Source organism: Nocardioides bruguierae (genome assembly GCF_023554635.1).
Lineage (GTDB): Bacteria > Actinomycetota > Actinomycetes > Propionibacteriales > Nocardioidaceae > Nocardioides > Nocardioides bruguierae.
This window is the reverse complement of the sequence record NZ_JAMJPH010000026.1, coordinates 57,550-81,920: the sequence shown is the minus strand read 5'-3', so window position 1 is coordinate 81,920 and position 24,371 is coordinate 57,550. Positions and strand designations below refer to the sequence as shown.

Annotated in this window: 19 protein-coding genes; 4 read left to right on the top strand and 15 right to left on the bottom strand. The window is 73.7% G+C overall.

What is annotated here, in order from left to right; translation table 11 throughout:
* Position 1: 1 nt before the first annotated feature.
* Together M8316_RS15015 and M8316_RS15010 are read right to left on the bottom strand one after the other, a co-directional pair.
* Positions 2 to 766 carry a lysophospholipid acyltransferase family protein gene (locus M8316_RS15015; protein WP_250055868.1) on the bottom strand — a complete coding sequence of 255 codons (765 nt, stop codon included), beginning with the start codon at positions 764 to 766 and terminating at the stop codon, positions 2 to 4.
* Positions 767 to 837: 71 nt separating this feature from the next.
* Positions 838 to 2,151 carry an aminotransferase-like domain-containing protein gene (locus tag M8316_RS15010; RefSeq protein WP_250055866.1) on the bottom strand — a complete coding sequence of 438 codons (1,314 nt, stop codon included), beginning with the start codon at positions 2,149 to 2,151 and terminating at the stop codon, positions 838 to 840.
* An 84-nt stretch (positions 2,152 to 2,235) separates the two neighbouring features.
* Between M8316_RS15010 and M8316_RS15005 the strand changes: the two genes are divergently transcribed.
* The gene (locus M8316_RS15005; RefSeq protein WP_250055864.1) at positions 2,236 to 2,889 is read left to right on the top strand and encodes a GNAT family N-acetyltransferase; all 654 of its coding nucleotides are present in this window, start codon (positions 2,236 to 2,238) and stop codon (positions 2,887 to 2,889) included.
* Positions 2,890 to 2,916: 27 nt separating this feature from the next.
* Here the strand turns inward: M8316_RS15005 and trxA are convergent, their stop codons facing one another.
* The 7 genes from trxA to M8316_RS14970 form a co-directional block, all read right to left on the bottom strand.
* On the bottom strand, positions 2,917 to 3,231 hold the full coding sequence (trxA, locus tag M8316_RS15000) for a thioredoxin (RefSeq protein WP_250055902.1): 315 nt from the start codon (positions 3,229 to 3,231) through the stop codon (positions 2,917 to 2,919).
* A 164-nt stretch (positions 3,232 to 3,395) separates the two neighbouring features.
* Positions 3,396 to 4,415 carry a thioredoxin-disulfide reductase gene (trxB, locus tag M8316_RS14995; RefSeq protein WP_250055862.1) on the bottom strand — a complete coding sequence of 340 codons (1,020 nt, stop codon included), beginning with the start codon at positions 4,413 to 4,415 and terminating at the stop codon, positions 3,396 to 3,398.
* Between the two features lie 163 nt (positions 4,416 to 4,578).
* The gene (locus M8316_RS14990) at positions 4,579 to 5,328 is read right to left on the bottom strand and encodes a hypothetical protein (RefSeq protein ID WP_250055860.1); all 750 of its coding nucleotides are present in this window, start codon (positions 5,326 to 5,328) and stop codon (positions 4,579 to 4,581) included.
* Positions 5,329 to 5,386: 58 nt separating this feature from the next.
* Positions 5,387 to 6,091 carry an RNA polymerase sigma factor SigM gene (gene sigM / locus M8316_RS14985; protein WP_250055858.1) on the bottom strand — a complete coding sequence of 235 codons (705 nt, stop codon included), beginning with the start codon at positions 6,089 to 6,091 and terminating at the stop codon, positions 5,387 to 5,389.
* Positions 6,088 to 8,298: a hypothetical protein gene (locus M8316_RS14980; protein ID WP_250055857.1), complete on the bottom strand. Its 2,211-nt coding sequence runs from the start codon at positions 8,296 to 8,298 to the stop codon at positions 6,088 to 6,090. Before M8316_RS14980 ends, sigM begins: the two co-directional genes overlap by 4 nt.
* Before the next feature lie 129 nt (positions 8,299 to 8,427).
* On the bottom strand, positions 8,428 to 10,104 hold the full coding sequence (gene murJ, locus M8316_RS14975) for a murein biosynthesis integral membrane protein MurJ (protein ID WP_250055856.1): 1,677 nt from the start codon (positions 10,102 to 10,104) through the stop codon (positions 8,428 to 8,430).
* The gene (locus M8316_RS14970; RefSeq protein WP_250055855.1) at positions 10,101 to 12,761 is read right to left on the bottom strand and encodes a DUF6049 family protein; all 2,661 of its coding nucleotides are present in this window, start codon (positions 12,759 to 12,761) and stop codon (positions 10,101 to 10,103) included. Before M8316_RS14970 ends, murJ begins: the two co-directional genes overlap by 4 nt.
* Positions 12,762 to 12,922: 161 nt before the next feature.
* On the opposite strand from M8316_RS14970, the gene M8316_RS14965 reads away from it, so the two are divergent.
* On the top strand, positions 12,923 to 14,371 hold the full coding sequence (locus M8316_RS14965; RefSeq protein WP_250055854.1) for a CCA tRNA nucleotidyltransferase: 1,449 nt from the start codon (positions 12,923 to 12,925) through the stop codon (positions 14,369 to 14,371).
* Positions 14,372 to 14,374: 3 nt separating this feature from the next.
* Here M8316_RS14965 and M8316_RS14960 read toward each other — a convergent pair whose 3' ends face one another.
* From M8316_RS14960 to M8316_RS14950, 3 genes are all read right to left on the bottom strand, one after another.
* Complete coding sequence (locus tag M8316_RS14960) at positions 14,375 to 15,142, bottom strand: IclR family transcriptional regulator (protein ID WP_250055853.1); 768 nt, start codon at positions 15,140 to 15,142, stop codon at positions 14,375 to 14,377.
* Between the two features lie 127 nt (positions 15,143 to 15,269).
* On the bottom strand, positions 15,270 to 16,355 hold the full coding sequence (locus M8316_RS14955) for an inositol-3-phosphate synthase (protein ID WP_250055852.1): 1,086 nt from the start codon (positions 16,353 to 16,355) through the stop codon (positions 15,270 to 15,272).
* 14 nt (positions 16,356 to 16,369) lie between these two features.
* Complete coding sequence (locus M8316_RS14950; protein WP_250055850.1) at positions 16,370 to 16,981, bottom strand: PadR family transcriptional regulator; 612 nt, start codon at positions 16,979 to 16,981, stop codon at positions 16,370 to 16,372.
* A 244-nt stretch (positions 16,982 to 17,225) separates the two neighbouring features.
* On the opposite strand from M8316_RS14950, the gene M8316_RS14945 reads away from it, so the two are divergent.
* Positions 17,226 to 19,604, top strand: coding sequence for a transglycosylase domain-containing protein (locus tag M8316_RS14945; protein WP_250055848.1), 2,379 nt, complete (start codon positions 17,226 to 17,228; stop codon positions 19,602 to 19,604).
* Positions 19,605 to 19,644: 40 nt separating this feature from the next.
* Positions 19,645 to 21,156: a glycosyltransferase family 87 protein gene (locus M8316_RS14940; RefSeq protein WP_250055846.1), complete on the top strand. Its 1,512-nt coding sequence runs from the start codon at positions 19,645 to 19,647 to the stop codon at positions 21,154 to 21,156.
* A gap of 34 nt (positions 21,157 to 21,190) precedes the next feature.
* On the opposite strand, the gene M8316_RS14935 is transcribed toward M8316_RS14940, so the two are convergent.
* From M8316_RS14935 to M8316_RS14925, 3 genes are read right to left on the bottom strand one after another with little or no spacing between them, the layout of a single operon-like run.
* Positions 21,191 to 22,336 (bottom strand): alanine racemase, encoded by a 1,146-nt coding sequence (locus tag M8316_RS14935; RefSeq protein ID WP_250055844.1) that lies wholly within the window; start codon positions 22,334 to 22,336, stop codon positions 21,191 to 21,193.
* 7 nt (positions 22,337 to 22,343) lie between these two features.
* A complete protein-coding gene (locus M8316_RS14930) occupies positions 22,344 to 23,540 on the bottom strand; it encodes a lipid II:glycine glycyltransferase FemX (RefSeq protein WP_308196032.1) in 1,197 nt (398 codons plus the stop codon).
* Between the two features lie 10 nt (positions 23,541 to 23,550).
* Complete coding sequence (locus tag M8316_RS14925) at positions 23,551 to 24,363, bottom strand: deoxyribonuclease IV (RefSeq protein WP_250055842.1); 813 nt, start codon at positions 24,361 to 24,363, stop codon at positions 23,551 to 23,553.
* Positions 24,364 to 24,371 lie beyond the last annotated feature (8 nt).

The following is a 24,371-nucleotide window of genomic DNA, read 5'->3' as shown; positions in this document are numbered from 1 at the left end:
GCTACTTCTTCGCGCGCTTGGCCGCGCGACGGGCTGCTCGCTCTCTCTTCTCCGCCTGGTCGAGCTTCTCCGCCTCGTCCGGCGTGGGTGCGGAGCCCCCGAGACGTGCCGGCAGCCACCAGGAACCCGGAGGCTGCTCGTCGGCCGGGTAGGCCGCGATCGCGTCCTCGAGCATCTGCGCCATGGCCGCGTGCAGGGCGGCGAGGTCGGCGTCGTGGTCCCCGGTCGTGGGGATCGGCTCGCCCACGCGGATCGCGATCGTCTTGCCCCGGGAGAAGTCCTTCGGGTGACCCTTGGTCATCATCCGCTGCGTGCCCCACAGGACGACGGGGACGATCGGGACGCCGGCGGCCGCAGCGATCCGCACCACGCCGCTCTTGAACTCCTTCAGCTCGAAGGAGCGCGAGATGGTGGCCTCGGGGAAGATGCCCACGGCCTCGCCCTTGCGCAGGTAGTCGACGGCCTTGAGGTAGGAGCCCTGCCCCTCGGCGCGGTCGACCTCGATGTGGTGGAACGAGCGCATGAGGGGACCGCCCACCGGGTGGTCGAAGATCTCGCGCTTGGCCATGAACCGCACCAGGCGCCCGGACGGGTTGGCCCCCAGGCCGCCGTAGACGAAGTCCACGTAGCCGATGTGGTTGTAGGCCAGCATGACGCCGCCCTCACGCGGCACGTTCTCCGTGCCGGTCATCTGGAACCGCTGACCCAGCAGCCTGAACGCCGTCTTGGCGGCGACGATGATCGCCGGGTAGGTGATGTCACGCATGCGGTGACTCTCCCACATCCGAGGGAACCCGCGTGGGCACCCCGACGACCGCGGATGGGCCCGGGACGACCTCAGGACAGGTCGACGCTCGGGTTGTCGTACCCGGTGGAGAGGCCCGGCGCGGAGATGGTGGCGCCGAACATGGTGCGCAGCTCCAGCTCCGCCTCGACGACACCGGCCAGCCGCCGCACGCCCTCGCGGATGCGCTCCGGGGTCGGGTAGCAGAAGGAGAGCCGCATCGAGCGGGAGCCGAAGCCGTCGGCGAAGAACGCGGTGCCGGGCACGTAGGCCACGCGTGCGGTCACGGCGCGCGGGAGCATCGCCTTGGCATCCACCCCGTCGGGCAGCGTGAGCCACACGTAGAATCCGCCGTCCGGGACGTTCCAGTGGGTGCCGGCCGGCATCAGGTCGGCGAGGCTGGAGATCATCGCGTCCCGACGCTCGCGGTACATCTCGCGGAACTGCTTGATCTGGCCCTGCCAGTCGTGGTTGGAGAGGTAGGCCGAGACCGCCATCTGCGAGAACTGCGGCGGGCACAGCGTGGCGGACTCCTGCGCGAGCACCATCTTCTCGCGCACCGGCGGCGGGCACAGCGCCCAGCCCACCCGGAAGCCCGGGGCGAAGGTCTTGGAGAAGGAGCCCAGGTAGATGACGTTGTCCGGGTCGTCGGCGCGCATGGCCCGCATGGGGGCCTCGTCGAACCCGAGCAGGCCGTAGGGGTTGTCCTCCAGGACGAGGACGCCCTCGCGGCGGCAGATCTCGATGATCCGCGTGCGACGCTCCGCGCTCAGCGTCACGCCGGCAGGGTTGTGGAAGTTGGGGATCGTGTAGAGGAACTTGATCTTGCGCCCGGCGCGCTTGCAGGAGGCGATGGCCTGCTCGAGGGCCTCGGGCACCAGGCCCTGGGCGTCCATCTCGGCGTGCACCACGTCGGCCTGGTAGGCACGGAAGACGCCGAGCGCCCCCACGTAGGACGGCGCCTCGCAGATCACCACGTCGCCCGGGTCGCAGAAGATGCGGGTCACCAGGTCGACCGCCTGCTGCGAGCCCACGGTCACCACGACGTCGTCCGGGTGCGCCTCGATGCCCTCCAGGCGCATCACGTCGGTGATCTGCTCGCGCAGGAACGGGACGCCCTGACCGGAGCCGTACTGCATCGCGACGGCACCGTGCTCGGCGACCAGGTTGCCGATGGCGTCGCCGACGACGTCGAGCGGGAGGCCGGAGATGTTCGGCATGCCGCCGGCGAGGGAGACCACCTCCGGGCGGGAGGCCACGGCGAAGAGCGCACGGATCTCGGACGCCGTCATCCCGCTGGTGCGGGCGGCGTACCGGTCGACGAACGAGTCGAGGCGGGTGCTGGTGCGGGCAGGCGTGGACTCCATGGTCCCCCTAGCATGAACGATGAGGCCCGCCATCGCACGCGCCGGTCAGGTGCTGGTCAGTCGCGGCCCACACGGAGGTGGCACGTGGCACGACGAGGAGTCCCGCTCACGCTGGACCGGTTGGAGGCCACCGGCTCGCCCTGCGCCCGGTGCCTGTTCTGGGAGCTCGACCCGGTGCGTCGCGACCGGGTTCCCGAGGACGAGCGCGCCGAGGAGAAGCAGGCGCTCGTCTCCGAGCGCCTGCGCGAGTGGGGGTCGTGCGGGAGGGTGCTGCTGGTCGACGGCGTCGAGGTGGCCCACGTGCTCTACGCCCCGGCCGGGCACCTGCCGGGCGCCGGCGCCTTCCCGACGGCCCCCGCGGGCGAGGACGCCGTGCTCCTGGCCGGCCTCTGGGTGCACCCCGACCACCGCGGCGGGGGACTCGGCCGGATGCTCGTGCAGCAGGCGGCCCGCGACCTCGTCGGTCGTGGCGTGCGGGCCCTGGAGGCGTTCGGCTCGCACGGCAGCGCGCCGGGCTGCGCCGCGCCGGCCGAGTTCCTGGCCCGGGTGGGCTTCCGCACCGTGCGACCGCACCCGGTGGCCCCGCGGATGCGGATGGACCTGCGCACCGCGCTGACCTGGCGCGAGGAGGTGGAGGCGGCGCTGGGCAGGCTCGCCGGGGTCGTGCGCCCGGCCCCGGCACCGGCTCCGGAACGGCGCGTCCCCGCCGTCCGCAGGGACGACGGGGACGCGGACTGAGCGCGGCCTTCCGGGGAGGGCGGGGACTCAGATGAACTCGGCGAGCTCCTTGAGCAGCACGGCCTTGGGGCGCGCACCCACGATGGACTTCACGACCTCGCCCTTGGAGTAGACGTTGATGGTCGGGATGCCGGTGACGCGGTAGGAGGCCGGGGTGACCGGGTTCTCGTCCACGTTCATCTTGAGGAAGGTGACCTTGTCGCCGTGCTCGCCGTTCAGCTCCTCCAGGATCGGGGAGACCTGGCGGCACGGGCCGCACCACTCGGCCCAGAAGTCGACGAGGACGGGCTTCTCGGACAGGAGGACCGAGGTGTCGAACTCGGCGTCGGTGACTGCATCCATCTTGGCCACGAGGATGTCCCTTTCTGATCTGGTCGCGCAGCGGTGTGCGCCTGGGCGACGCTGCTCACGCGGCGTCGGATGTGGGTTCAACACGGTCGGGGGCCTCGATTGTTCCGCCCCGACCGGCGGTGGGGAAGCCCCTGGTGGGGACCCCGGTGCGGGTCTCAGACCCCCAGCTCGGCCTCGGCGCGGGCCTCGGCGTCGGCGGGGGACGTGGCGGTGGTCTCGAGCTCGGCGAGGAAGCGCTCGGCGTCCAGGGCCGCGGAGCAGCCGGTGCCGGCCGCGGTGATCGCCTGGCGGTAGTGGTGGTCGACGAGGTCGCCGCAGGCGAAGACGCCGGCGAGGTTCGTCGCGGTCGAGGGGTGCTTGACCAGGACGTAGCCCTCGCTGTCGAGGTCGACCTGGCCCTTCAGCAGCTCGCTGCGCGGGTCGTGGCCGATGGCGACGAAGAGGCCCGTGGCGTCCAGGTCGCGAGTCTGGCCGGTCACGGTGTCGGTCAGCGTGATGCCGGAGACCTTGTCCTCGCCGTGGATGTCGCTGACGGCCGAGTTCCAGACGATCTCGAGCTTGGGGTCGTTGAGGGCCCGCTCCTGCATGATCTTGGAGGCGCGGAGCTCGTCGCGGCGCACGATCATGGAGACCTTCGAGGCGAAGCGCGTGAGGAAGGTGGCCTCCTCGACGGCGGAGTCGCCGCCGCCGACGACGGCGATGTGCTGGTCGCGGAAGAAGAAGCCGTCGCAGGTCGCGCACCAGGAGACGCCGCGGCCCGAGAGGGTGTTCTCCTTCTCCAGGCCGAGCTTCCGGTAGCCGGAGCCGGTGGCGAGGATGACGGAGTGCGCCCGGTGGGTGTCGGTGGCGGTCTTGACGACCTTCACGTCGCCGGTGAGGTCGACCTCGACGACGTCGTCGGCCACCAGCTCGGCGCCGAAGCGCTCGGCCTGGGCACGCATCTCGTCCATCAGGGCCGGGCCCATGATGCCGTCGCGGAAGCCGGGGAAGTTCTCGACCTCGGTGGTGTTCATGAGCGCGCCACCGGCGGTGACGGAGCCCTCGAAGACCAGCGGGCTCAGGTTCGCGCGGGCCGCGTAGACGGCTGCGGTGTACCCGGACGGACCCGAGCCGATGATGATGACGTTGCGGACAGCCGTGTCCTGCGCGGCCGTCTCCTGCTCGTTCAGGGTCATGCCTGGATCGCTCCTCGTTCCAGCCCTCGTGGGGCTCTCGACGACCGGGGGACTCGTCCCTCGCCGGTCGATGCCTCTGCTGCTCGGTGCATCGTTGCGAACGCATCGTAGGCGAGCGCCATTCCCCCACCCCGGTCCGCGATGCCGCGGGTGGACGTCACGCTCAGCGGCCGGTGAGGGTGGCCGAGCGCAGGACGTCGCCGGACCCGCACTGGAGCACGTCGACCACCTGCGTCTCGCCCTCCGACGGGCGGTAGGCGAGGACGGCGGCGCGGCCGTCGTACTCGACGGCCAGGAGTCGGCCCCGGCCCCAGTCGGCGGGGGTGCAGGCCTGCCAGTCGGCGCCGAGCCCGGCGCCGGCCGCCCGGGAGCCCTCGCCGGCGCGCAGGCGGAAGCGCAGGCGGCGCGCGTCGTCCGCGAACGCGGCCTCGGAGACGGGCTGGAGGGTGCCGTCGAGCGAGAGGACCTGCTGCACCGGCACCTGCACCCGGCCGGACTGGTCGGAGAAGGTGTCGTTCCCGCTCTCGGCGGCGCCGCCGTCGTCCTCGCTGGTGCGGCCGGCGGAGGAGTCCGCGGCGTCGCCCTGCGTGAGCGAGGAGGCCGCCGAGGAGGCGGAGTCGTTGCCCGAGGAGCCGCCCGACAGGTACTGGACGCCGTTGCCGACGCCGACGCCGAGCACCACGACCGCGGCAGCACCGGCGAGCAGCCGGACGACCCGGCGACGGCGCACCGCGGCCAGCTCCACGACGGCCGCGGGCGAGGCGGGCCCGGGCACGTCCTCGCCGGCCTCGAGCCGGGCGAGCACGTCGTCGAGCCGGGAGGCGACCTCGGTGGGGGTGCCCTCGTCCTCGCGGACGCCGGCGAGGAGCGCGCGCACCTGGTCGTCGCGCTCGCGCGGGGTCGGGGTGGTCACGGGGCTCCTCTCGGGTGGTGGGCAGCGGGGTGGTCAGGGGGGTGGTCAGAAGGGGGGGTCAGGCGGTGGGTGGGCCGCGTGGCTCCACGGGTGGGACGGCCCGCCGCCCCTCGGGGTTCCCCGGCGGGGGCGTGACGGGTGTCTCGGCGTTCTCGAGCAGGTCGGCCAGGAGCACGGCGAGGCGGGCGCGCCCGCGGGAGCAGCGCGACTTCACGGTGCCCACGGCACAGCGCAGGATGTCGGCGGCCTCGGCCACGGAGTGGCCCTCCATGTCCACGAGGACGAGGGCGGCCCGCTGCTCCAGGGGCAGCTCGGCGAGCGCCTCGAGCACCGCCCGTCGCGTCTCGCCGCGCACGACCTCCGCGGCCGGGTCCGTCGGCGGCGGCCCGTCGGCGCCGCGGGGCCCGTACTCCTCCAGGTGCACGGGCAGGACGTCGGGCAGCGGCTCGGCCCGGCGGACCTGCTGGGCGCGGAGCCGGTCGAGGCAGGCGTTGACGACGACGCGGTGCAGCCAGGTAGTGACGGCGGCCCGGCCCTGGTAGCTGCCGGCGCGGCGGTAGGCGGCCACCATGCCGTCCTGGAGGCCGTCCGCGGCGTCCTCGGGGTTGCCGCAGGTGCGCAGGGCGACGGCCCACAGGCGGTCCCGGTGCCGGCGGAACAGCTCGCCGAAGGCCCCGGGCTCGCCGGCCACGTGACGACGCACGAGCTCCTTGTCGTCGAGCTCCTCGAGGGGGACGTCGCCGGGCGCGTCCGGGTGGCTCACGAGCCGTCCTCGGCCGCCAGCACGGTGATCTCGCGGACCTCGCCGCGGAAGCCGCCGTCGACGGTGGGCAGCGAGGTGAGCCACAGGGTGAGGTAGCGGCCCTGGGCCCCGTCCAGGTCGACGGTGACGTCCGTGCCGGCCCGACCGCGCGAGGCGACCGGCTCCAGGCCGTCGACGGCGGCGGGGTCGGTGGTGACCTCGTCGTCGGTCAGGTAGAGCGAGAAGCCGGTGGGGCGGCCACGCAGCTGCACCCGGACGCTGTCGACGCTCGTCACGTCCTGGAGGTCGACCACGAGGCCCACGCCGGTCTTGAGGCCCGACGGCCCCAGGTCCTGGATGTAGGTGGAGGTGACCCAGGAGGTGGAGGCGTCGCCGTCGACCGCGTTCGGCGCGAGCTCCGGGTTCTCCTCGGGCGGGTCGGCCAGGGGGTCCAGGTCCGTGGCGGTCAGCCCGGTCAGGGGCGTGGGCTCGGCGGACGCGGAGGTGCCGTCGGTCGCCGAGGCCGAGGTCTCCTGCGTGGTCGGCTCGGCGCCGAGCGGGGTGCGGCCCCGACCGACGTTCCACGCCACGGTGAGCGCGACGAAGAGCCCCAGCAGCACGAGCAGGACGGCGGCGACCGTGAGGGTGCGCCGACCCGGGCTGCGCGGCGGCGGGACGTCGTCGTCCTCGGGCGGGAGCATCGGCGGCACCGTGCCGGTGCCGGTCTCCCACGGCCAGTACTCGGGGTCCGGCTCGGGCCCGGTGGGCGCGGGGTGGCGCGTGCGGCGGGCGGGCCCACCGTCCTCGGGGTCCGGGGCGAACAGCGGACGCGCAGGCACGGGTGCGAGCGGCTCGGGCGGTGGGCCGGGGGCGGGGCGGTGGTGGCCCTGGCTGCCCTTCTCCTCGCCCGTCTCCACGCCCGTCTCCCTGCCCGGGGCGGCTGCCGGCTGGGGCGGGAGGGTGGCCACGGTGGCGGGGCCCAGGTCGGGCTCGTCCTCGGCCGGGTCGTCCGCCTCGTCCCCGGGAGTGCTCTCGGCGTCGTCGGCGTCGGCGTCGTCGGGGACCTCGCCGCTCGCGGGCGGGACGTCGCCGAAGAGGGGGTCGTCCGCGGCCGGGACAGCGGCGTGCTCGGCGGTCGCGGCCTCGCCCTGGCCCCCGCTGAGGTCCTCGCCCGGGTCGCCCGGGTCGTCGGGCTGGTCGTCGGGCTGGTCGTCGCTGTCCCCGACGGCCGCCGCGTGCGCTCCGGCGGCCACAGCAGCAGCCCCGGCCCCAGCAGCAGCCCCGGCGGCCGCGACCGCGACCGTGTCGCCGGTGTCCACGGAGTCGTCGGAGGGGGCCCCCAGGTCCGCGGGCGGCGTCCAGGCCTGGGTGGGCTGCTCCACGGCGGTCTCGCGCACGGAGAAGTCCGGCACGGCGGGCAGGGAGACGCGGGGCTCGGGGGTCACCAGCCGGCCGATGATGGAGCGTCGCAGGCCGGTGTCGTCGCCGACGAAGTCCTCCAGCTCCTCCACCACGTCCTCGGCGCTGCGGGCCTCGTCCCCGTCGGGGTTGAGCAGCGCGTCGCAGAGGCTGTCGAGGGGGCGGGGGATGCCGGCGCGGACCTGCCGCGGCCGCAGCACCCGGTCGTGGTCGCGGGGGGCCGCGGGCACGGACGAGGAGGACGGGCCGCCCCAGCGGGCGGTGAGCCCGGCGTAGAGCAGGCCGGCCAGGTCGGCGAGGTCGTCCTCGGTGGAGCCGGCGCCGCGGCCGTGCAGCGCCGCGTCGACGCACCAGCCGATGATCCGCACCGAGCCGGAGGAGTCGACCAGCACGCTCTCGGGCACCAGGCGCCCGTGCGGCACCCCGGCGCGGTGCGCGGTGCGGGTGGCCTGGGCGACCTCCCCGGCCAGCCAGGCGGCCTGGCGCGGCGGCAGCGGGCCGCCGGCGGAGAGCATGGTGTCCAGCGACGTGCCGCTGCCCCACTCGTTGACCACGAAGCAGAGGCCGTCGGCGCGGGCGGCGTCGAGCACCCGCAGGATGTGGGGGTCGAGCACGGTGGCCGAGCGTCGGGCGGCGTCGAGCAGCGCATCGGCGCGGTCGTCGTCCTCGCTGATGACGTGCACCGCGACCTGTCGCTCCAGCACCCGGTCGTGCGCCCGCCAGAACCGACCGCCCCTGCTCTCGCTGAGCAGGTCCACGAGCCGGTACCGCCCGACCAGCTCGTCGCCGGGGCGGTTGGACAGGGGCACGCTGCGCTCCGTTCGCCGTGGGGGTGGTCGCGGGGTGCGACCGGTACCTCCGTGCACGGCACCGGTCACGTGGGCCTCATCGTAGGCCCGGTGGGGCCACCGTACGAGGTGGGCAGGCTGCGTGGCGGGTCAACGCCGGAGCTTGGCGAGCACCCGGCCGACGCCGACCGTGTCGAGCACCTCGGCGACCTCGCGCAGGCGGGTGAGGCGAGCCAGCACCAGGTACACCGCGACGGCGGCGACGCCGACCGCGGCCAGCTCGGCCAGGGCCGACAGCTTGTCGGGCAGCCGGTCGTCCAGCCCCACGCCGACGAGGCGGGCCACGCCCCACCCGACGCCCGCGGTCACCGCGCTGAGGAGCACCAGGTGCAGGCCGTAGCCGGCGAGCCGTCGTCCGCCCAGGCCGCCCAGGCGTCGCCCGAGGACGACGAAGGAGACCGCGGAGCCCGCGGCGTACGCGCAGGCGTAGGCGATCGCGAGCGAGGGCGCGGTGGCCTCGACGCCGGTGGCGCTCACCAGGGCGACGGCGACGGCGACGTTGACCGCGCCGACGACGCACTGGATCCAGAACACGGTCCGGGTCATCTCCAGCGCGTAGAACCCGCGCAGCACGAGGTAGTGCAGCGTGAACAGGGCGACGCCGGGGCCGAACACGGCGATGGTGGGCACGTAGTTCTCGACGGTGCCCTCGGCGGCGCCCCAGCCGAGCAGCACCCGGGCGAGCGGGTCGGCGAGCGCCGGCAGCAGCAGCGCGAACGGGACGATGACCGCCAGCGACGTCCGCATCACCGAGGAGAGGACGTCGGCGACGCCGGCGCGGTCGCCGTCCTCCGCCCGGGCCGAGAGCCGGGGCAGGACGGCCGTGGCCAGCGAGACGGTGACCACGGAGTGCGGCACCATCACGATGAGGAAGGCTGCGGAGTAGACCGAGTAGCCGGTGCCCTCGGTCGTGCCGCCCGCAGTGCCGGACGTCGCGAGGCGGACGACGACGGTGTAGGCGGCCTGGTTGACGATGACGAAGCCGACGGTCCAGATGCCGAGTCGCAGGGTGTGGCCGAGCCCGGAGCCGCGGAAGTCGAACCGGGGCCGGAACACGAAGCCGGCCTCGCGCAGGTACGGCAGCAGCACCAGCAGCTGCACCGCGATGCCCAGCGTCGAGCCGAGACCCAGCAGCGCCTCCTGGCCCGGCGTGTAGCCACCTACCTGCTCAGCCGCGTCTGCCGCGCCGAAGACACCCAGGTAGACCAGCAGGACAGCCACGGAGACCACGTTGTTGGCGATCGGTGCCCACATCATCGGGCCGAACCGGCCGCGGGCGTTGAGCACCTGGCCGACCAGCACGAACGCCCCGTAGAAGAACACCTGCGGCAGGCAGTAGCGGGCCAGGTCGACGGTGGCCTCGGTGACCGCGGGCGGCCAGTCGGGGTCGGAGTAGAGCGCCACGACCCACGGCGCCGCCACGACCAGCGCCACCGTCACGGCGCCGAGGAACAGCACCGCGAGGGTCATGATCCGGTTGGTGTAGGCCTCGCCCCGGTCGGCGTCGTTCTTCATCGCCCGCACCAGCTGCGGCACGAGCACGGCGTTGAACACGCCGCCGGCCAGCAGGATGTAGAGCATGTTCGGCACGGTGTTGGCGACGTTGAACGCGTCGGCGTGCGCCAGGTTGCCCAGCGCCGCGGCGAGCAGCACCGAGCGGATCAGGCCCGAGAGCCGGGAGAACGTCGTGCCGGCGGCCATCACCGCCGAGCTGGAGAGGAGCGAGCGGCGATCCTGGTCGGGGTTCGGCTCCTGCGGGTCGCTCATGCGGGTCCGTCCTGCTGGTCGTGCTCGTCCGTCTGGTCCTGGTCCGCCTCGTCCGCCCGGTCCTGGCTCGCGTGGTCCGTCCCGGCCGGGGCGGCGCCGGCGGCCCGCGCCTCGCGGGCGGTGGCCCGGGCACGGCGGACGCGGCGGAACAGCCGCACCGCGATCGCGCCGAAGAGCAGCACGACGCCGGAGCCCATCACCAGCCAGATGACGTCGCTGACGGCCGCGGCGCGCACCGGCACCGTGACGGTGGCGCCCGTGGGGGTGCCGGCCGCGTCGACCAGCACCAGCCGCACGGTGTGCACGCCCTGGGTGAGGGCGGTGGCGTCGAGCAGGATCGTCGCGGAGCCACCGGCGGCCACGGTCACCGCGTCGGGCTGGTCGACGGCGAGGTCGGCGTCGGTCGACGCCGTGACCTGCACGGTGACCGCCTCGTCCAGCGTGTTCTCCACGGTGGCGGAGAACCTGCCCGTGGCGCTGGAGAGGGTCACGCCCGGTGGCCCGCTGATGGTGACGCCGCCGATGCTGCTGCGCAGCCTGACGGTGCTCGCGAAGGCGGCGCGGCTGATGGCGGTCTGTCGGCGGCGCCAGCCGTACCCGAGGTCGGTGAGCGCCTCGTCCAGGACGTCGGAGCCCACCTGGTCGTTGTAGGTCAGCAGGTCCTGGAGCCCGGCGCCCGCGGCCGCGAGCCGCTGGGCGTAGGTGAAGACGCCGGCCTCGATCTGGGCGGACGCGGCGGCGCGGCCGTAGACCAGCGCGCTGCGCCGCAGCGCGGTGCCGCCGCCGCCCACGGTGGCCTCGGTGAGGGCGTCGGGGTCGGTCCAGGGGAGGTCGAGCTGGGCCAGGAACGTGTCCGGGTCCTCCGGGGTGAACCACGCGGGCAGCACGACGACCAGCGGCTGCACGGCCTCGCTGTCCTCGCCGGCGACCGTCGCGGAGCGCACGGCGGCCTCGGAGAGCAGCCGCTGGCGCAGCGAGAGGGTGGAGGGCCGGTCGTCGGAGTCGGGGCCGCCGTCCAGCACCGCCGAGGCGCTGAGCACGACGCGGTTGCCGGCGACCGAGACGGTGGTGGGCGCGACGCCGTCGGTGCGCAGGCCCTCGTCGCGCACGGCGTCGTCGGTCAGCAGCACGGTCTCGCGGTTGCCGAGCAGTCGCAGGGCGCGGCCGGAGAGGTAGCCGCCGGGGGGCGCCACCACCGGCATCGTCCGGGTGGTGGTGCCGGCCAGCAGGTTGCCGGCGCGAAAGCGGGCGGCGTCGAACCAGTCCTGCCCCGTCGTCGGGACGTAGGAGGCGGCGGTGCGGGCCGCCGGGTCGTCGGTCGGCTCGTCGCTGGGCCCGTCGGTGGGCTCGTCGGTGGCGTCCTCGTCGGGCTCCACCGTCACCGTCTCCCCGGGCTCGGGGGTGCTGGTGGCGCTCGAGGAAGAGCTGGACGAGGCGGAGGCGGACGCCGAGGGGGACACGGAGGCCGAGGGGTCGGCCGCGGTGCTCTGCCGCGGGTCGGCGACGGTCCGGTTGCCGGGTCGGCCGCGCAGGGCGGCGGCCGCCACGTCCAGGTCGCCGTAGGGCAGCGACAGGAACTCCTGCCCCTGGTCGGCGAGCACCTGGAGCCGGGCGAGGTAGTCGGCGGCGGCGTCGGCCGCGGCCTGGGTGGCCGCGTCCAGCTCGGGCTCGTCCTCCTCGGGCGCGCTGTCCTCGTCGGAGGGGGAGGCGCTGCCCGAGGGCTCCTCCTGGGCGACGTCGTCCTCGTCCGTGGGCTGCGGCTGCGCGGGGGTGGGGCTCGCGGAGGCGTCGGGGCTCTCCGTCGCCTCGTCCAGCTCCTCGGGGGTGAGCGTGGGGGCGGTCGAGCGCGGAGGGTTGCCGGCGGCGAGGCGGGTGAGGGCGTCGGTGACGGCCGGGTCGACCACCCAGGTCACGCCGCTGGAGCCGGCCCCCTCGGCCATCCGCAGCAGCCGACCGAGCCGGCCGTCGGGGTCCAGCGAGCTGGTCCAGGTGTCGAGCCGGGCCACGGAGCCGTCGGTGTCGTAGCGGACGCGGCGGCGCAGCTGGAGCACGACGGCCACCGGCACCGAGGCGGTGTCGTCGACCACGCGCGGCAGGAAGGTGCGCACCCGGCCGTCGGCCACGTCGTCGCGGCCGACGTCGTCCTGGCCGAGGGCGTGCACCCCGAACCAGTAGACGCCCTGGCCGGTCAGCGCGAGGCGGCGCACGGGCACGCGGAAGGAGTAGGAGACGGTGTCGCCCGGGTCGAGCCGGTCGATCACCTGGTACGGCCCCCGGCTGGCCTCCCGCTCGCCGACGACCTCGTCGAGCGCGGTCTCCGAGGCCGCGGCCAGGCCGGCGGCGGTCGTGATCGGCTCGGTGCCCACGAACGGGTAGAGGTTGATCGTCGTCCAGGTGACGTCGTCGGTGTTCGTGATCGTGCCGGAGACCCGCACCGACCCGCGGGCCGGGATCTGCGGGGAGACCTCGTCGAGGGTGAGGGTGAGCGGCTCGGCGGCCTCGTCGGCCGCGGTGGCCGGGGTGACGCCCAGCACGGGCAGGACGGTGAGGGCCAGCACCAGCCCCACGAGCAGCCGGACCACCCGCGGCGCGTCCGGACGCCGCCGGTCGGGGCGCCCGGGCAGGGGCGCGACGACGGGTCCGGGCAGGCGAGGCACGTGCGCAGGATAGAGGGGCGGGCACGCCCTGACGCCCAGCCCCGCCAGGCGGGGAGAGGATCGTCACCCGGGACGGCGGACGGGCCCGTGCGGCCACCCGCACCGGGGCGGGTGCTCGCGCATGCGGCGTGCGGGCGGTGTCTTCACTAGAGTGGTCCGCCGTGCCGGAGACCGACCCCACCCCCGTGAGCATCGTCGAGGTGCAGCGCGCCGTGACGGCGGAGCTGGACCGGCTGGGCCCGGTGATCGACGACCTGGGTCGCCTGTTCACCGAGGCCGGCCACGAGATCGCCCTCGTCGGTGGTCCGGTGCGCGACGCCATGCTCGGCCGCCGCCACAACGACCTCGACCTCACCACCTCGGCACGCCCCGAGGAGACCGAGCGGGTGCTCAAGGGCTGGGCCGAGGGCATGTGGGACATGGGCCGCGAGTTCGGCACGATCGGCTGCCGCAAGGGCGACTTCCAGATCGAGGTCACCACCTACCGCTCGGAGTCCTACGACCCGTCGTCCCGCAAGCCCGACGTCGACTTCGGCGACAGCCTCGCCGGCGACCTCGGCCGCCGTGACTTCACCGTCAACGCGATGGCCGTGCGGCTGCCCGCTCGCACCGTCGAGGACCCCTTCGGCGGCGTGCTCGACCTGGCCCAGGGGCTGCTGCGCACCCCCGGCACCCCCGAGGCGTCCTTCTCCGACGACCCGCTGCGGATGATGCGCGCGGCCCGGTTCGCCGCCCAGCTCGGCTTCGACGTCGCTCCCGAGGTCGTGGCCGCCATGACCGCGATGGCCGACCGGATCGAGATCATCTCCGCCGAGCGGGTCCGCGACGAGCTGGTGAAGCTGGTGTGCGCCCGCTGGCCGCGGCGCGGCCTCACGCTGCTCGTGCAGACCGGGCTGGCCGAGCGCGTCCTGCCCGAGCTGCCGGCGCTGGCGCTGGAGCGCGATGAGCACCACCGGCACAAGGACGTCTACGAGCACACCCTCACCGTGCTCGAGCAGGCGATCGATCTGGAGGCCGAGCGGCTCGAGGGCCCCGACTTCGTCGCGCGCTTCGCCGCGCTCATGCACGACGTCGGCAAGCCGCGCACCCGCAAGTTCCTGGACGACGGCTCGGTGACGTTCCACCACCACGACGTCGTCGGCGCCAAGATGACCCGCAAGCGGATGAAGGCACTGCGGTTCTCCAACGAGGAGACCGAGCAGGTCAGCCAGCTCGTCGAGCAGCACCTGCGGTTCCACGGCTACGGCACCGGTGAGTGGACCGACTCCGCGGTGCGCCGCTACGTCCGCGACGCCGGCGACCAGCTGGAGCGTCTGCACGTGCTGACCCGCGCCGACTCGACCACGCGCAACAAGCGCAAGGCCGAGCGGCTCCAGCGCACCTACGACGACCTGGAGCGGCGCATCGCCGACCTGCGCGAGCGCGAGGAGCTGGACTCGATCCGCCCCGACCTCGACGGCAACCAGATCATGGAGATCCTGGGCATCGCACCCGGCCGCGAGGTCGGCGAGGCCTACACGTGGCTCCTCGAGCTGCGCATGGACGAGGGCCCGCAGGAGCCCGAGGTCGCCCGGGAGAAGCTGCTCGCCTGGTGGGCCGCGCGGGGCTGAGCCTCAGCCCGGGCCGAGCGCGCGGCCGATGCCCTGCGCGGCCACCTGGAGCCCCGCCACCAGCCGGCTGCGCTGGAGCCGCTTGGGCGGCACGACCACCCCGAGGGCGGCGACGACGTCGGGACCCTGCTCCGTGCGGCGGAGCACGGGCACGGCGACGGAGGCCGCCCCGAGCGTCATCTCCTCGGACGTGGTCGCCCACCCGTCCCGGACGACGGCCTCCAGCTGCGTGCGCAGGACCCGCGCGTTGACCACCGTGTGCGGCGTGGAGCGGCGCAGCGGCCGGGCGAGCACCCGCTCCTGCACCTCGGCCGGCGCGTGGGCGAGCAGCACCTTGCCCACGCCGGTGGCGTGCAGCGGCAGCCGCGAGCCGACCTGGCTGACCACCGGCACCGAGGCGTGGCCGCGCAGCCGGTCGAGGTAGAGGCACTCCTCGCCGTCGCGCACCGCCAGGTGGACGGTGACGAGCGTGGCGGCGTACAGGTCGTGCAGGAACGGCGAGGCGGTCTCGACGAGGCCCGACTGCACGGGCGCGAGGTGCCCGAGGTCCCAGACCCGCCGGCCGATCGTGTACCGGCCCTCGGCGTCCCGGGCGAGCGCCCCGTGCGCGGTGAGCTCCCCGACGAGCCGGTGCGCGGTGGGCACCGGCACCCCGGCACGCCGGGCGAGCTCGGTCAGCCCCAGCCGGCGGTGGTGCTCGTCGAACGCGCTCAGCAGCGCCATCACGCGGGAGGTGACCGTGGCGCCGGGGGTCGAGGTGTTGCCGGCCATGCCCTCATGCTCTCACTGAGCGGAAGGCCAGAGATGGGGCGTGAGCCCGGACCGGAGGTCGAGGAAGGACGAGGTCCTGTCTCGAGGCCACCGGTCCGGGCCGGCGGGGCATGACGGGCAGTACTACCTACTCGGCGTCCGCGATGAACGCCTCGACCCGACGGCGTCCCTCGTCGTCCGGCAGCTGCACCGGGGGCGACTTCATCAGGTACGAGGACGCCGAGACGATCGGGCCGCCGATGCCGCGGTCCTTGGCGATCTTCGCGGCGCGCACGGCGTCGATGATGATGCCGGCGGAGTTCGGGGAGTCCCAGACCTCCAGCTTGTACTCCAGGTTCAGCGGCACGTCGCCGAACGCCCGACCCTCCAGGCGCACGTAGGCCCACTTGCGGTCGTCGAGCCACTCCACGTGGTCCGAGGGGCCGATGTGGACGTTGCGGTCGCTGATCTTGCCGGCCAGCTCGCCGGTGAGGTTCGAGGTGACCGCCTGGGTCTTGGAGGTCTTCTTCGACTCCAGGCGCTCGCGCTCGAGCATGTTCTTGAAGTCCATGTTGCCGCCCACGTTGAGCTGGTAGGTGCGGTCCAGCGCGACGCCACGGTCCTCGAACAGCTTGGCCATCACGCGGTGGGTGATGGTGGCGCCGACCTGGGACTTGATGTCGTCACCGACGATCGGCACCCCCGCGTCCGTGAACTTCTTGGCCCACACCGGGTCGGAGGCGATGAACACGGGCAGCGCGTTGACGAACGCGACACCCGCGTCGATGGCGCACTGGGCGTAGAACTTGTCGGCCTCCTCCGAGCCCACGGGCAGGTAGGAGACGAGGACGTCGGCACCGGAGTCCTTCAGCGCCTGCACGACGTCGACCGGCTCGGCCGGCGACTCGTCGATGGTCTGGCGGTAGTACTTGCCCAGGCCGTCCATGGTCGGGCCGCGCTGCACCTCGACGCCGAGGGTCGGCACCTGCGCGAAGGTGATCGTGTTGTTCTGCGAGGCGCCGATGGCCTCCGAGAGGTCCTTGCCGACCTTGAGGTCGTCGACGTCGAACGCAGCCACGAACTCCACGTCACCGACGTGGTACGGGCCGAGCTCGACGTGCATGAGGCCCGGGACCGTGGTCCGCGGGTCGGCGTCGGCGTAGTAGGTCACGCCCTGGACGAGGGAGCTGGCACAGTTGCCGACTCCCGCGATGGCGACGCGAACAGAACCCATGTGGGTGTCCTTTCTCAGGTGCGGTCCGGCGGGCCCCCGTCCGGGGTGCCCGCCGGCAGGTGGGCGCCATCCACGGGTCCGGGCTGCCCACCGCGCCGCTCGGCGTCGATGAGCCGGGAGAGCCAGTCCACCTCGCGCTCGACCGACTCCACGCCGTGCCGCTGGAGCTCGGCCGCGTAGCGGTCGACCTCCTTCTGGGTGCGCGCGAGGTCGGCCTGCACGCGGTGCAGGCGCTCCTGGAGCCGGCTGCGTCGTCCCTCGAGGACCCGCAGTCGGCTCTCCATGTCCGTCCGGCCGAAGAATGCGAACCGCACGCCAAAGGTCTCGTCCTCCCAGGCGGTCGGTCCTACCTCGGTCATCAGGTGCTCGAACCTGTGATGGCCGTCGTCCGTGAGCTGGTACGTGATGCGGGGTCGGCGGCTCGGGCGGACGCTCCCGAGCTCGGCCTCCTCGATGAGGCCGGTGCGCAGCATCTTCTTGAGCGTGGGGTAGAGCGACCCGTAGGAGAGGACGCGACCCCAGCCCAGCATGAGGTTGAGCCGCTTGCGCAGCTCGTAGCCGTGCATCGGGCCCTCGTGCAGCAGCCCGAGGACCGCCAGCTCGATGGTCTCCGCACGGCGTGTCACACGACGTATCGTATTGATATATCCGTGTGGCGCTAGTCACCCGTCCTGAGAATCTGCCGAGATCCGCAGGCTCCGCGGACGTGAGGCTCGTCGCCCTCGCGGAGGGGGGAGTCCCGGGTGCGTGTGCGTACCCTGAACGACGGTCCGGGGTCAGCGCCCCGGCGAGGCGCGCCCGTTCTGGAGCGTCCTCGGGGCCCTTCCCGGCCCCGACCCACCCTGTCCCCGAACGACGGAGCACGACGAAGTGAGTGGCAAGCGACGGGCCGAGGGGCCCCCGGTCACCAAGGCGCCGAAGCCGCCGAAGCCGAAGCGCTCGTGGAAGCGGCGCCTGCTGAGCGTCGTCAAGTGGGGCCTCGTGGCCGGGCTGGTGCTGGCGCTGGTCGGCGTCGGCTCGCTCGTCTACCTCTACCAGGTCACCGAGCTGCCCGACCCGAACGAGGACTTCGAGACGCAGACGTCGTTCGTCTACTACGCCGACGGCTCCTCGCAGATCGGTCAGTTCGCCACCCAGGACCGCACCTCGATCTCCTACGACGAGATGCCGCAGAACATGAAGGACGCGGTGGTCGCGGCCGAGAACCAGACCTTCTGGACCGACTCGGGCATCGACTTCAAGGGCATCCTGCGCGCGGTGGTCAACAACGCGGCCGGGAACGACACCCAGGGCGCGTCCACGATCACCCAGCAGTACATCAAGATCATGTACCTGACCCAGGAGCAGTCCTACAGCCGCAAGCTGAAGGAGGCCCTGCTCGCGCTGAAGCTGCAGCGCCAGGTCAGCAAGTCCGAGCTGCTGGCCAACTACCTCAACACCATCTACTTCGGTCGCGGCGCCTACGGCGTGCAGGCGGCCGCCCAGGCCTTCTTCGCCAAGGACGCGGCGGACCTGACGCTGCGCGAGTCCGCCGTGCTCGCCTCGGTGATCAACAACCCGACCCGGTTCGACCCCGCCAACGGCAAGGAGAACCGGCAGGCGCTGATCGGCCGCTACGAGTACACGCTGAACTCGATGGCCAAGCTCGGCTCCATCACCCAGCAGCAGGCCGATCAGGCCAAGAAGCGACTGCCCGCCTTCCCGAAGATCGAGGGCGAGAGCACCTACGGCGGCCAGCGCGGCCACATGCTCACCCTGGTGAAGAAGGAGCTGCTCCAGCTCGGCTACACCGAGGACCAGATCGACGGCGGCGGCCTGCGGGTCACCACCACCCTCACGCAGAAGGCCATGCGCGCCGCCGAGCGCGGGGTGCGCGAGGCCAAGCCGGAGGGCATGAAGAAGAACAAGAAGCTGCACGTCGCGGTCGCCAGCGTCGAGCCCGGCACCGGCGCGCTGCGCGGCTTCTACGGCGGCCAGGACTACCTGGAGTCCCAGATCAACTGGGCCACCGCCGGCGGCATGGTCGGCTCCACGATGAAGCCGATCACCCTCGCCACGGCGCTGAGCCAGGGCTTCTCGCTGAAGGACACCTTCGACGGCAACAGCCCGTTCGAGTTCCCCGACGGCCTCGAGGTGCGCAACGAGGGCACCGGCTACGACGGCCTGGGCAACGACTACGGCTCGGCCATCAACGCGATCTACGCCCTCGAGCAGTCGGTCAACACCGCCTTCGTCGACATGTCCGCCGCGATGGACAACGGCCCGCAGAAGATCTACCGGATGGCCGAGAAGATGGGCATCCCGCCGAACGAGGCCGACCAGCGCTACCCCGGCATGCCGAGCACCAGCCGCGACTTCAACAGCGACGACACGCTCCTGACGCTGGGCAAGGCGCGGATCAGCGCGATCAACATGGCCAACGCCTACGCGACCATCGCCAACGGCGGCGTCCGGGCGAACGTGCACGTCGTGCAGAAGGTCGAGCTCGCCGACGGCAGCGTCGACTACCGCTACGACGCCGACGACACCACGCGTGCCATGAGCGCGGACGTCGCCGCCGACACCGCCTACGCCATGCAGCAGGTCGTCAACAACGGCACCGGCCGCACCGCCCTGGCGCTGGGCCGCCCGGTCGGCGGCAAGACCGGCACGGCCACCAACGACAAGGACCAGGTCTCCTCCGCGTGGTTCGTGGGCATGACCCCGAACATGGCCACGGCCGTCATGTACGTCCGCGGTGACGGCGACGACCAGCTGGACGGCTGGCTGCCCTCCTACTTCGGCTCCGCCTACCCGGCCTCCACCTGGGAGGCGGTCATGGAGCGGCTGATGGAGGGCGTCGAGGTCGAGGACTTCCCGGAGCCCGCCTACGTCGACGGCGACGCGCCCGACGGCCACGAGCCCACGACGTCCGCGCCGACCCCGACGGAGACCGAGTCGGCCAGCGAGTCGCCGAGCGCGTCGCCGTCCGAGAGCGCGAGCGAGACCCCGACGCCGTCGCAGACCCCGTCGGCGACTGCCAGCGAGACGCCCACGTCCTCGCCGAGCCCGACGGACCCGACCGCGAGCGACTCGTGCGGCCTGGTCCTGTGCCCCAGCGACGGCTCCAGCCCCTCGCAGACCACGCAGCCCAGCGGCAGCGCCTCGGCCGCGGGCCAGCAGGGGCGGACCACGGCCGAGCGCCGTCGTCGTCAGCGCCGCCGCTCCGGTCGCCGCCGGACCGGTGGCCGCGCGGGTGCGGCCGCATGAGCACTGGCACCGCGTGAGCGACTCTGGTGGGGTGGGTCCCGTGCCCGGTAGCCAGGAGCGCGGCGACGCGCACGTCCACCCCACCCAGGACGACCCGGTCGCCGGTCGGCTGAGCGAGGGCCTCGGTGGCCCGGTCGGCTCCCGGGCCGGGCGGCACCCCTGGTGGACGCCGGTGCGCGTGCTGCTCGCGATCACCGCGATCACGTTCGCGCTGGGGATGCTCCAGAAGGCGCCCTGCTACGAGAACACCTGGACCGACGGCACGACGCGCTACACGCACATGTGCTACTCGGACCTGCCCTACCTCTACACCGGCCGCGGCCTCGCGGAGCTGGCCTGGCCGTACTCCACCGACGAGGACGTCCGTGACCGCTACCCGCAGGTGATGGAGTACCCGGTCGGGATCTCCTACTGGGCGTGGGGCACGGCCGTGGCCGCGCAGTGGCTGGCCGGGGCCACCGGCGACGCACCGGACCTGGACGCGCGGTCAGCGCTCTCCGTCGACCAGCTCTTCGGCGACCTCGACGTGCAGCGGGAGATCCGCGGCTACGTCATCGTCAACGCGGCCGGGTTCGCGCTGCTGACGCTCCTCGCGGTCTGGCTGCTGGCCGGGGTCTCGCCGGGGCGGCCCTGGGACGCGGTCTTCATGGCCGCGAGCCCGGCGCTGCTGCTCACGGCGCTGGTCAACTGGGACCTCGTGGCGGTCGTGCTCGTCGCCGGCGCGCTGTGGGCGCACGCGCGGGGCCGACCGGTGCTCACCGGCCTGATGATCGGGCTGGGCACGGCGACCAAGCTGTACCCGCTGTTCCTGCTCGGTGCGGTGCTGGTGCTCGCGCTGCGACGCGACCGGCGCCCCGGCCCCCGCGGCACGATCGACCCGGCCGCGGTGCCCCGGCGCGACCTCGCCGGCTTCGGTCTGACCACGTTGGCCGCGGTCGCGGCCTGGGTCGTAGCGCAGGTGCCGGCCCTGCTCGGCGGCACCGGCCCGTGGACCGTCTTCTGGTCCTTCAACGACGACCGGGGCGCCGACCTCGGTTCCCTGTGGCTGGTCGCCCAGCAGGCCTCGGGCACGACGATCGACATCGGCCTGATCAACGACGTCTCGCTGGTCTTCTTCGCGGCCTGGTGCGTGGGGGTGCTGGTGCTCGGGCTGGTGGCGCCCGAGCCGCCGCGCCTGGCCCAGCTCGGGTTCCTGCTCGTGGCCGGCTTCCTGCTGGTCAACAAGGTCTACTCGCCCCAGTACGTGCTCTGGCTGCTGCCGCTGGCGGCGCTGGCCCGGCCGCGGTGGCGCGACCAGGTCGTGTGGCAGGGCACCGAGGTGCTCTACTTCGCCTTCGTCTGGTGGTACCTCGGCGGCTTCCTGGCCCCCGCGGGCGGCGGGGACGCCGGCTTCTACTGGCTCGCGATCGTGCTGCGGGTGCTGGGCGAGGTCTACCTCGTGAGCCTCGTCGTCCGCGACGTGCTCAGCCCGCGTCACGACCCGGTGCGCGGGCCCGTGGCCGGCCGGCTCGCCGCGCCGCGGCTGCGCTCGCTGCTGCCCGTCCGGGCCTGAGACCCGGCGGGCCGGGCGTCAGAGGGTCAGGGCCTCAGCCCTCGATCACGACCTCGTCGAAGGACGTGGTGGTGAACCGGACCCGCACGTCGACGGTGTCGCCCACCGCCGGGACGCGGGAGCCGGTGGGCACGAACAGCATCGAGGCCTGCATGTGCGGCGGCTCCGCGAAGAGCCGCTGCGTGCCGTCGATGCTGAACGGGCTGCGCACCAGGCCGAGCGCGTCCAGCCCGCCGCGGGCCAGGGTGCCGGCGCGGCCGCGCAGGTCGAGGGAGCCGGTGGGCGCCTCCAGGCCGATGCCGTGGGCGGTGCCGCCGGAGACGACGAGCAGGTGGCCGGAGCGTGGCGCCGTGCGACCGCGGTAGCCGTAGACGTCGCCGCGCTCGAGCGGGTGCACGTCGAGGACGTGCGCGCGCACGCGCAGGGCGTCGCGGTCGCCGAGCCACAGCCGGGTGCCGGTGCGCGGGCGGAAGGTGAGGTCGGGCCAGTCGTGCCGCAGCCGCCCGAGCTCGGAGTCGGTGAGGTGGCTGACCCACACGCGGTGCGCGCCGGCGTGCCCGTCGGCCGCCCCGGGCAGGTCCGCGCCGACGACGTCGGTGAGCAGGCGGTTGACCTGGGAGAAGTGGTCGCCCTGGGCGAGCGGCAGGTGCAGCGCCACGCCCTCCAGCCGGGCCGCGGGGTGGCGACGCAGGGCGGCGGAGGCCTCCCACAGGTCGCGGGCGCTGAACCCGTGGCGCAGCATGGTGGTGCTCCGCTCGAGCACGACGCGGGCGTCGGGACGGCGGGTGAGCAGGTCCTCCACGTCCTCGAGGCGACCCAGGGTGTGGATGACGCGGCGGCCGAGGCGCTCGTGCTCGAGCACGTCCAGCGCGGCACCGAACGGGCGCCAGGGGGTGAGCACGAGCAGGTCCCCGTCGAAGCGGGAGGCGACCTCGCCCAGCTCCTCGTAGGTGCCGACGGCCAGCGTGTCCGCGACGCCCGGGTCCAGCGGGGTGCCGGCGCTGCCGGCGTCGCCCGCCACGGCGCGCTCGTGCAGCCACTGGGCCCGGCGGGCGAGCCGGCCGAGGCCGAAGCCGTAGCCGTTGCCCTTGGCCACGGGCACGAGCCCGGGCAGTGCCGCGGCGACGTCGAGCAGGTGCGTGCGCCAGCGGGCGCCGTCCACGGTGAGGGAGAGGCTCACGGCCGGGTCACCGCCGACCCATGTAGAGGTCGAACGCCTTGTAGAGCAGCGGGTTCAGCGGCAGGTCCCACTCGCCGGCCAGCTCCACGGCCTCGCCGCCGGTGCCGACCTTGAACTGGATGAGGCCGACGTGGCTGTCGTCGGCGTCCAGGGTGTCGGTGATGCCGCGCAGGTCGTAGACGTGCGCGCCGTGGGCGAGCGCGTCGCGGATCATCGCCCACTGGATCGCGTTGGAGCCGCGCACGTCCCGCTTCTCGGTGGAGGAGGCGCCGTAGGAGTACCAGGCGTGGGTGCCGACCCGCACCGAGATCGTGGAGGCGACCAGGTCGCCCTCGTGCCGGGCGGTCCAGATCCGCAGCCGGTCGTCCTGACCGAGCGCCTCGCCCTCGCCGGCCAGCGCCTCGACCATGGTGCGGAAGTAGGAGAGGGGACGCGGGGTGAAGTGGTCGCGCTCGGCCGTGTGCACGTAGAGCGGGTGGAAGTCGGCCAGGGCCTCGAGGGTCTCCGCGACCCCGGAGGTGCAGGCGACCTCGACGCCCAGCTTGTCGGCCTTCTTGATGTTGCGCCGCCACAGCTGGTTCATGCCCTTGAGGACCTCGTCCTCGCTGCGGGGGGTGCCGTCGGCGCCGGTCAGCGGCACCTGGAACACGTACTGCGGCTGGCCGGCGGCGAAGCCGCCCTCCGCCACCTGGGCGCGCCAGCCCAGCTCGGTGAGCTGGGAGACCACGCGGGCGCCCTCGGCGCTGCGCTCGCTCGGTGCCATGTCGTGCAGGCGGCGCACCGCCTCGTCCGCGACGCCCTCCTTGACCTGCTTGGCGTCCCAGCGCGAGAGCACCACCGGCGGGCCGATCCGCACGGCGAACGCGCCGCGACCCTTCAGGTGCGCGGCCAGGGGCGGCAGCACCGAGCGCAGGTCGCGGTCCCAGTCGTCGAGGACGGGCCCCTCCGGCACGTAGGCCAGGTAGCGGCGCACCTTGGGCAGCTGCCGGTAGAGGACCAGCGCGACGCCGACGAGTCGCTCGCCGCCGTCCGGGCCCTGCTCGAGGAACCCGACGGACTCGCGGCGCCACTCCGCCTTGACCCGGCCCCAGGCCGGGGTCTGGAGGAAGCTGGCCGCGGGGCGGGACTCGAGGAAGGCGAGGTGGTCCGCGGGGTCGATCTCGGCGACGCGCAGCGTCGGCGGGGGAAGGGTCTCGGCGGGCACGGCGGTGACGTTACAGCCGGGCGCGCAGGGCCTCGAAGTCCGCCAGGTGCTCGGCGGCGCCGCCCGGGGTCTCGAGGACGACGGGGGCGCCGGCGGCCCGCAGCACGTCGGCGAGCACGTCGGCACCGATGGCCCCGGCCCCGACGTTGGCGTGCCGGTCGGCGCCGGAGTCGAACTCGTCGCGCGAGTCGTTGCAGTGCACCAGGTCGATGCGGCCGGTCAGCGCCTTCACCTGCTCGACCACGTCGCCCAGATCGATGCCGCCGGCGTGCGCGTGGCAGGTGTCGAGGCAGAAGCCGACCTGCTCGAACCCCTCGGCCTTGCTGACCGCCTCCCACACGCCCGCGATGCGGTCGAGCCGCCGGGCCATGGCGTGGTCGCCGCCGGCGGTGTTCTCGATCCAGACCGGGACCTTGAGGTCGGTGGCCTCGATCGCCTTGCGCCAGTTGTCGAAGCCCTTCGCCGGGTCGTCGGTCTTGTTCACGTGCCCGCCGTGCACCACGACACCGATCGCCCCGATCTCGGCCGCGGCGTCCACGTGCTGCTGGAGCAGCTTGCGGCTGGGGATGCGGATCCGGTTGTTCGTGGTGGCCACGTTGACGATGTAGGGGGCGTGCACCACCACCTGCACGCCGGACTCCTGCGCGGCCGCCCGGAGCGCCTCGGCGCCGCCGGGGTACTCCACGACGGGGCCCTTGTAGGACTGCGGGTCGCCCAGGAACATCTGCACCAGCGTGGTGCCGCGCGCGGCGGCCTCGGCGATCGGGTCGGTCTGGTCGACGTGGGCGCCCAGCAGGGGCCCGGTGGGTGCGGTGGTGCTCATGGCCCGAA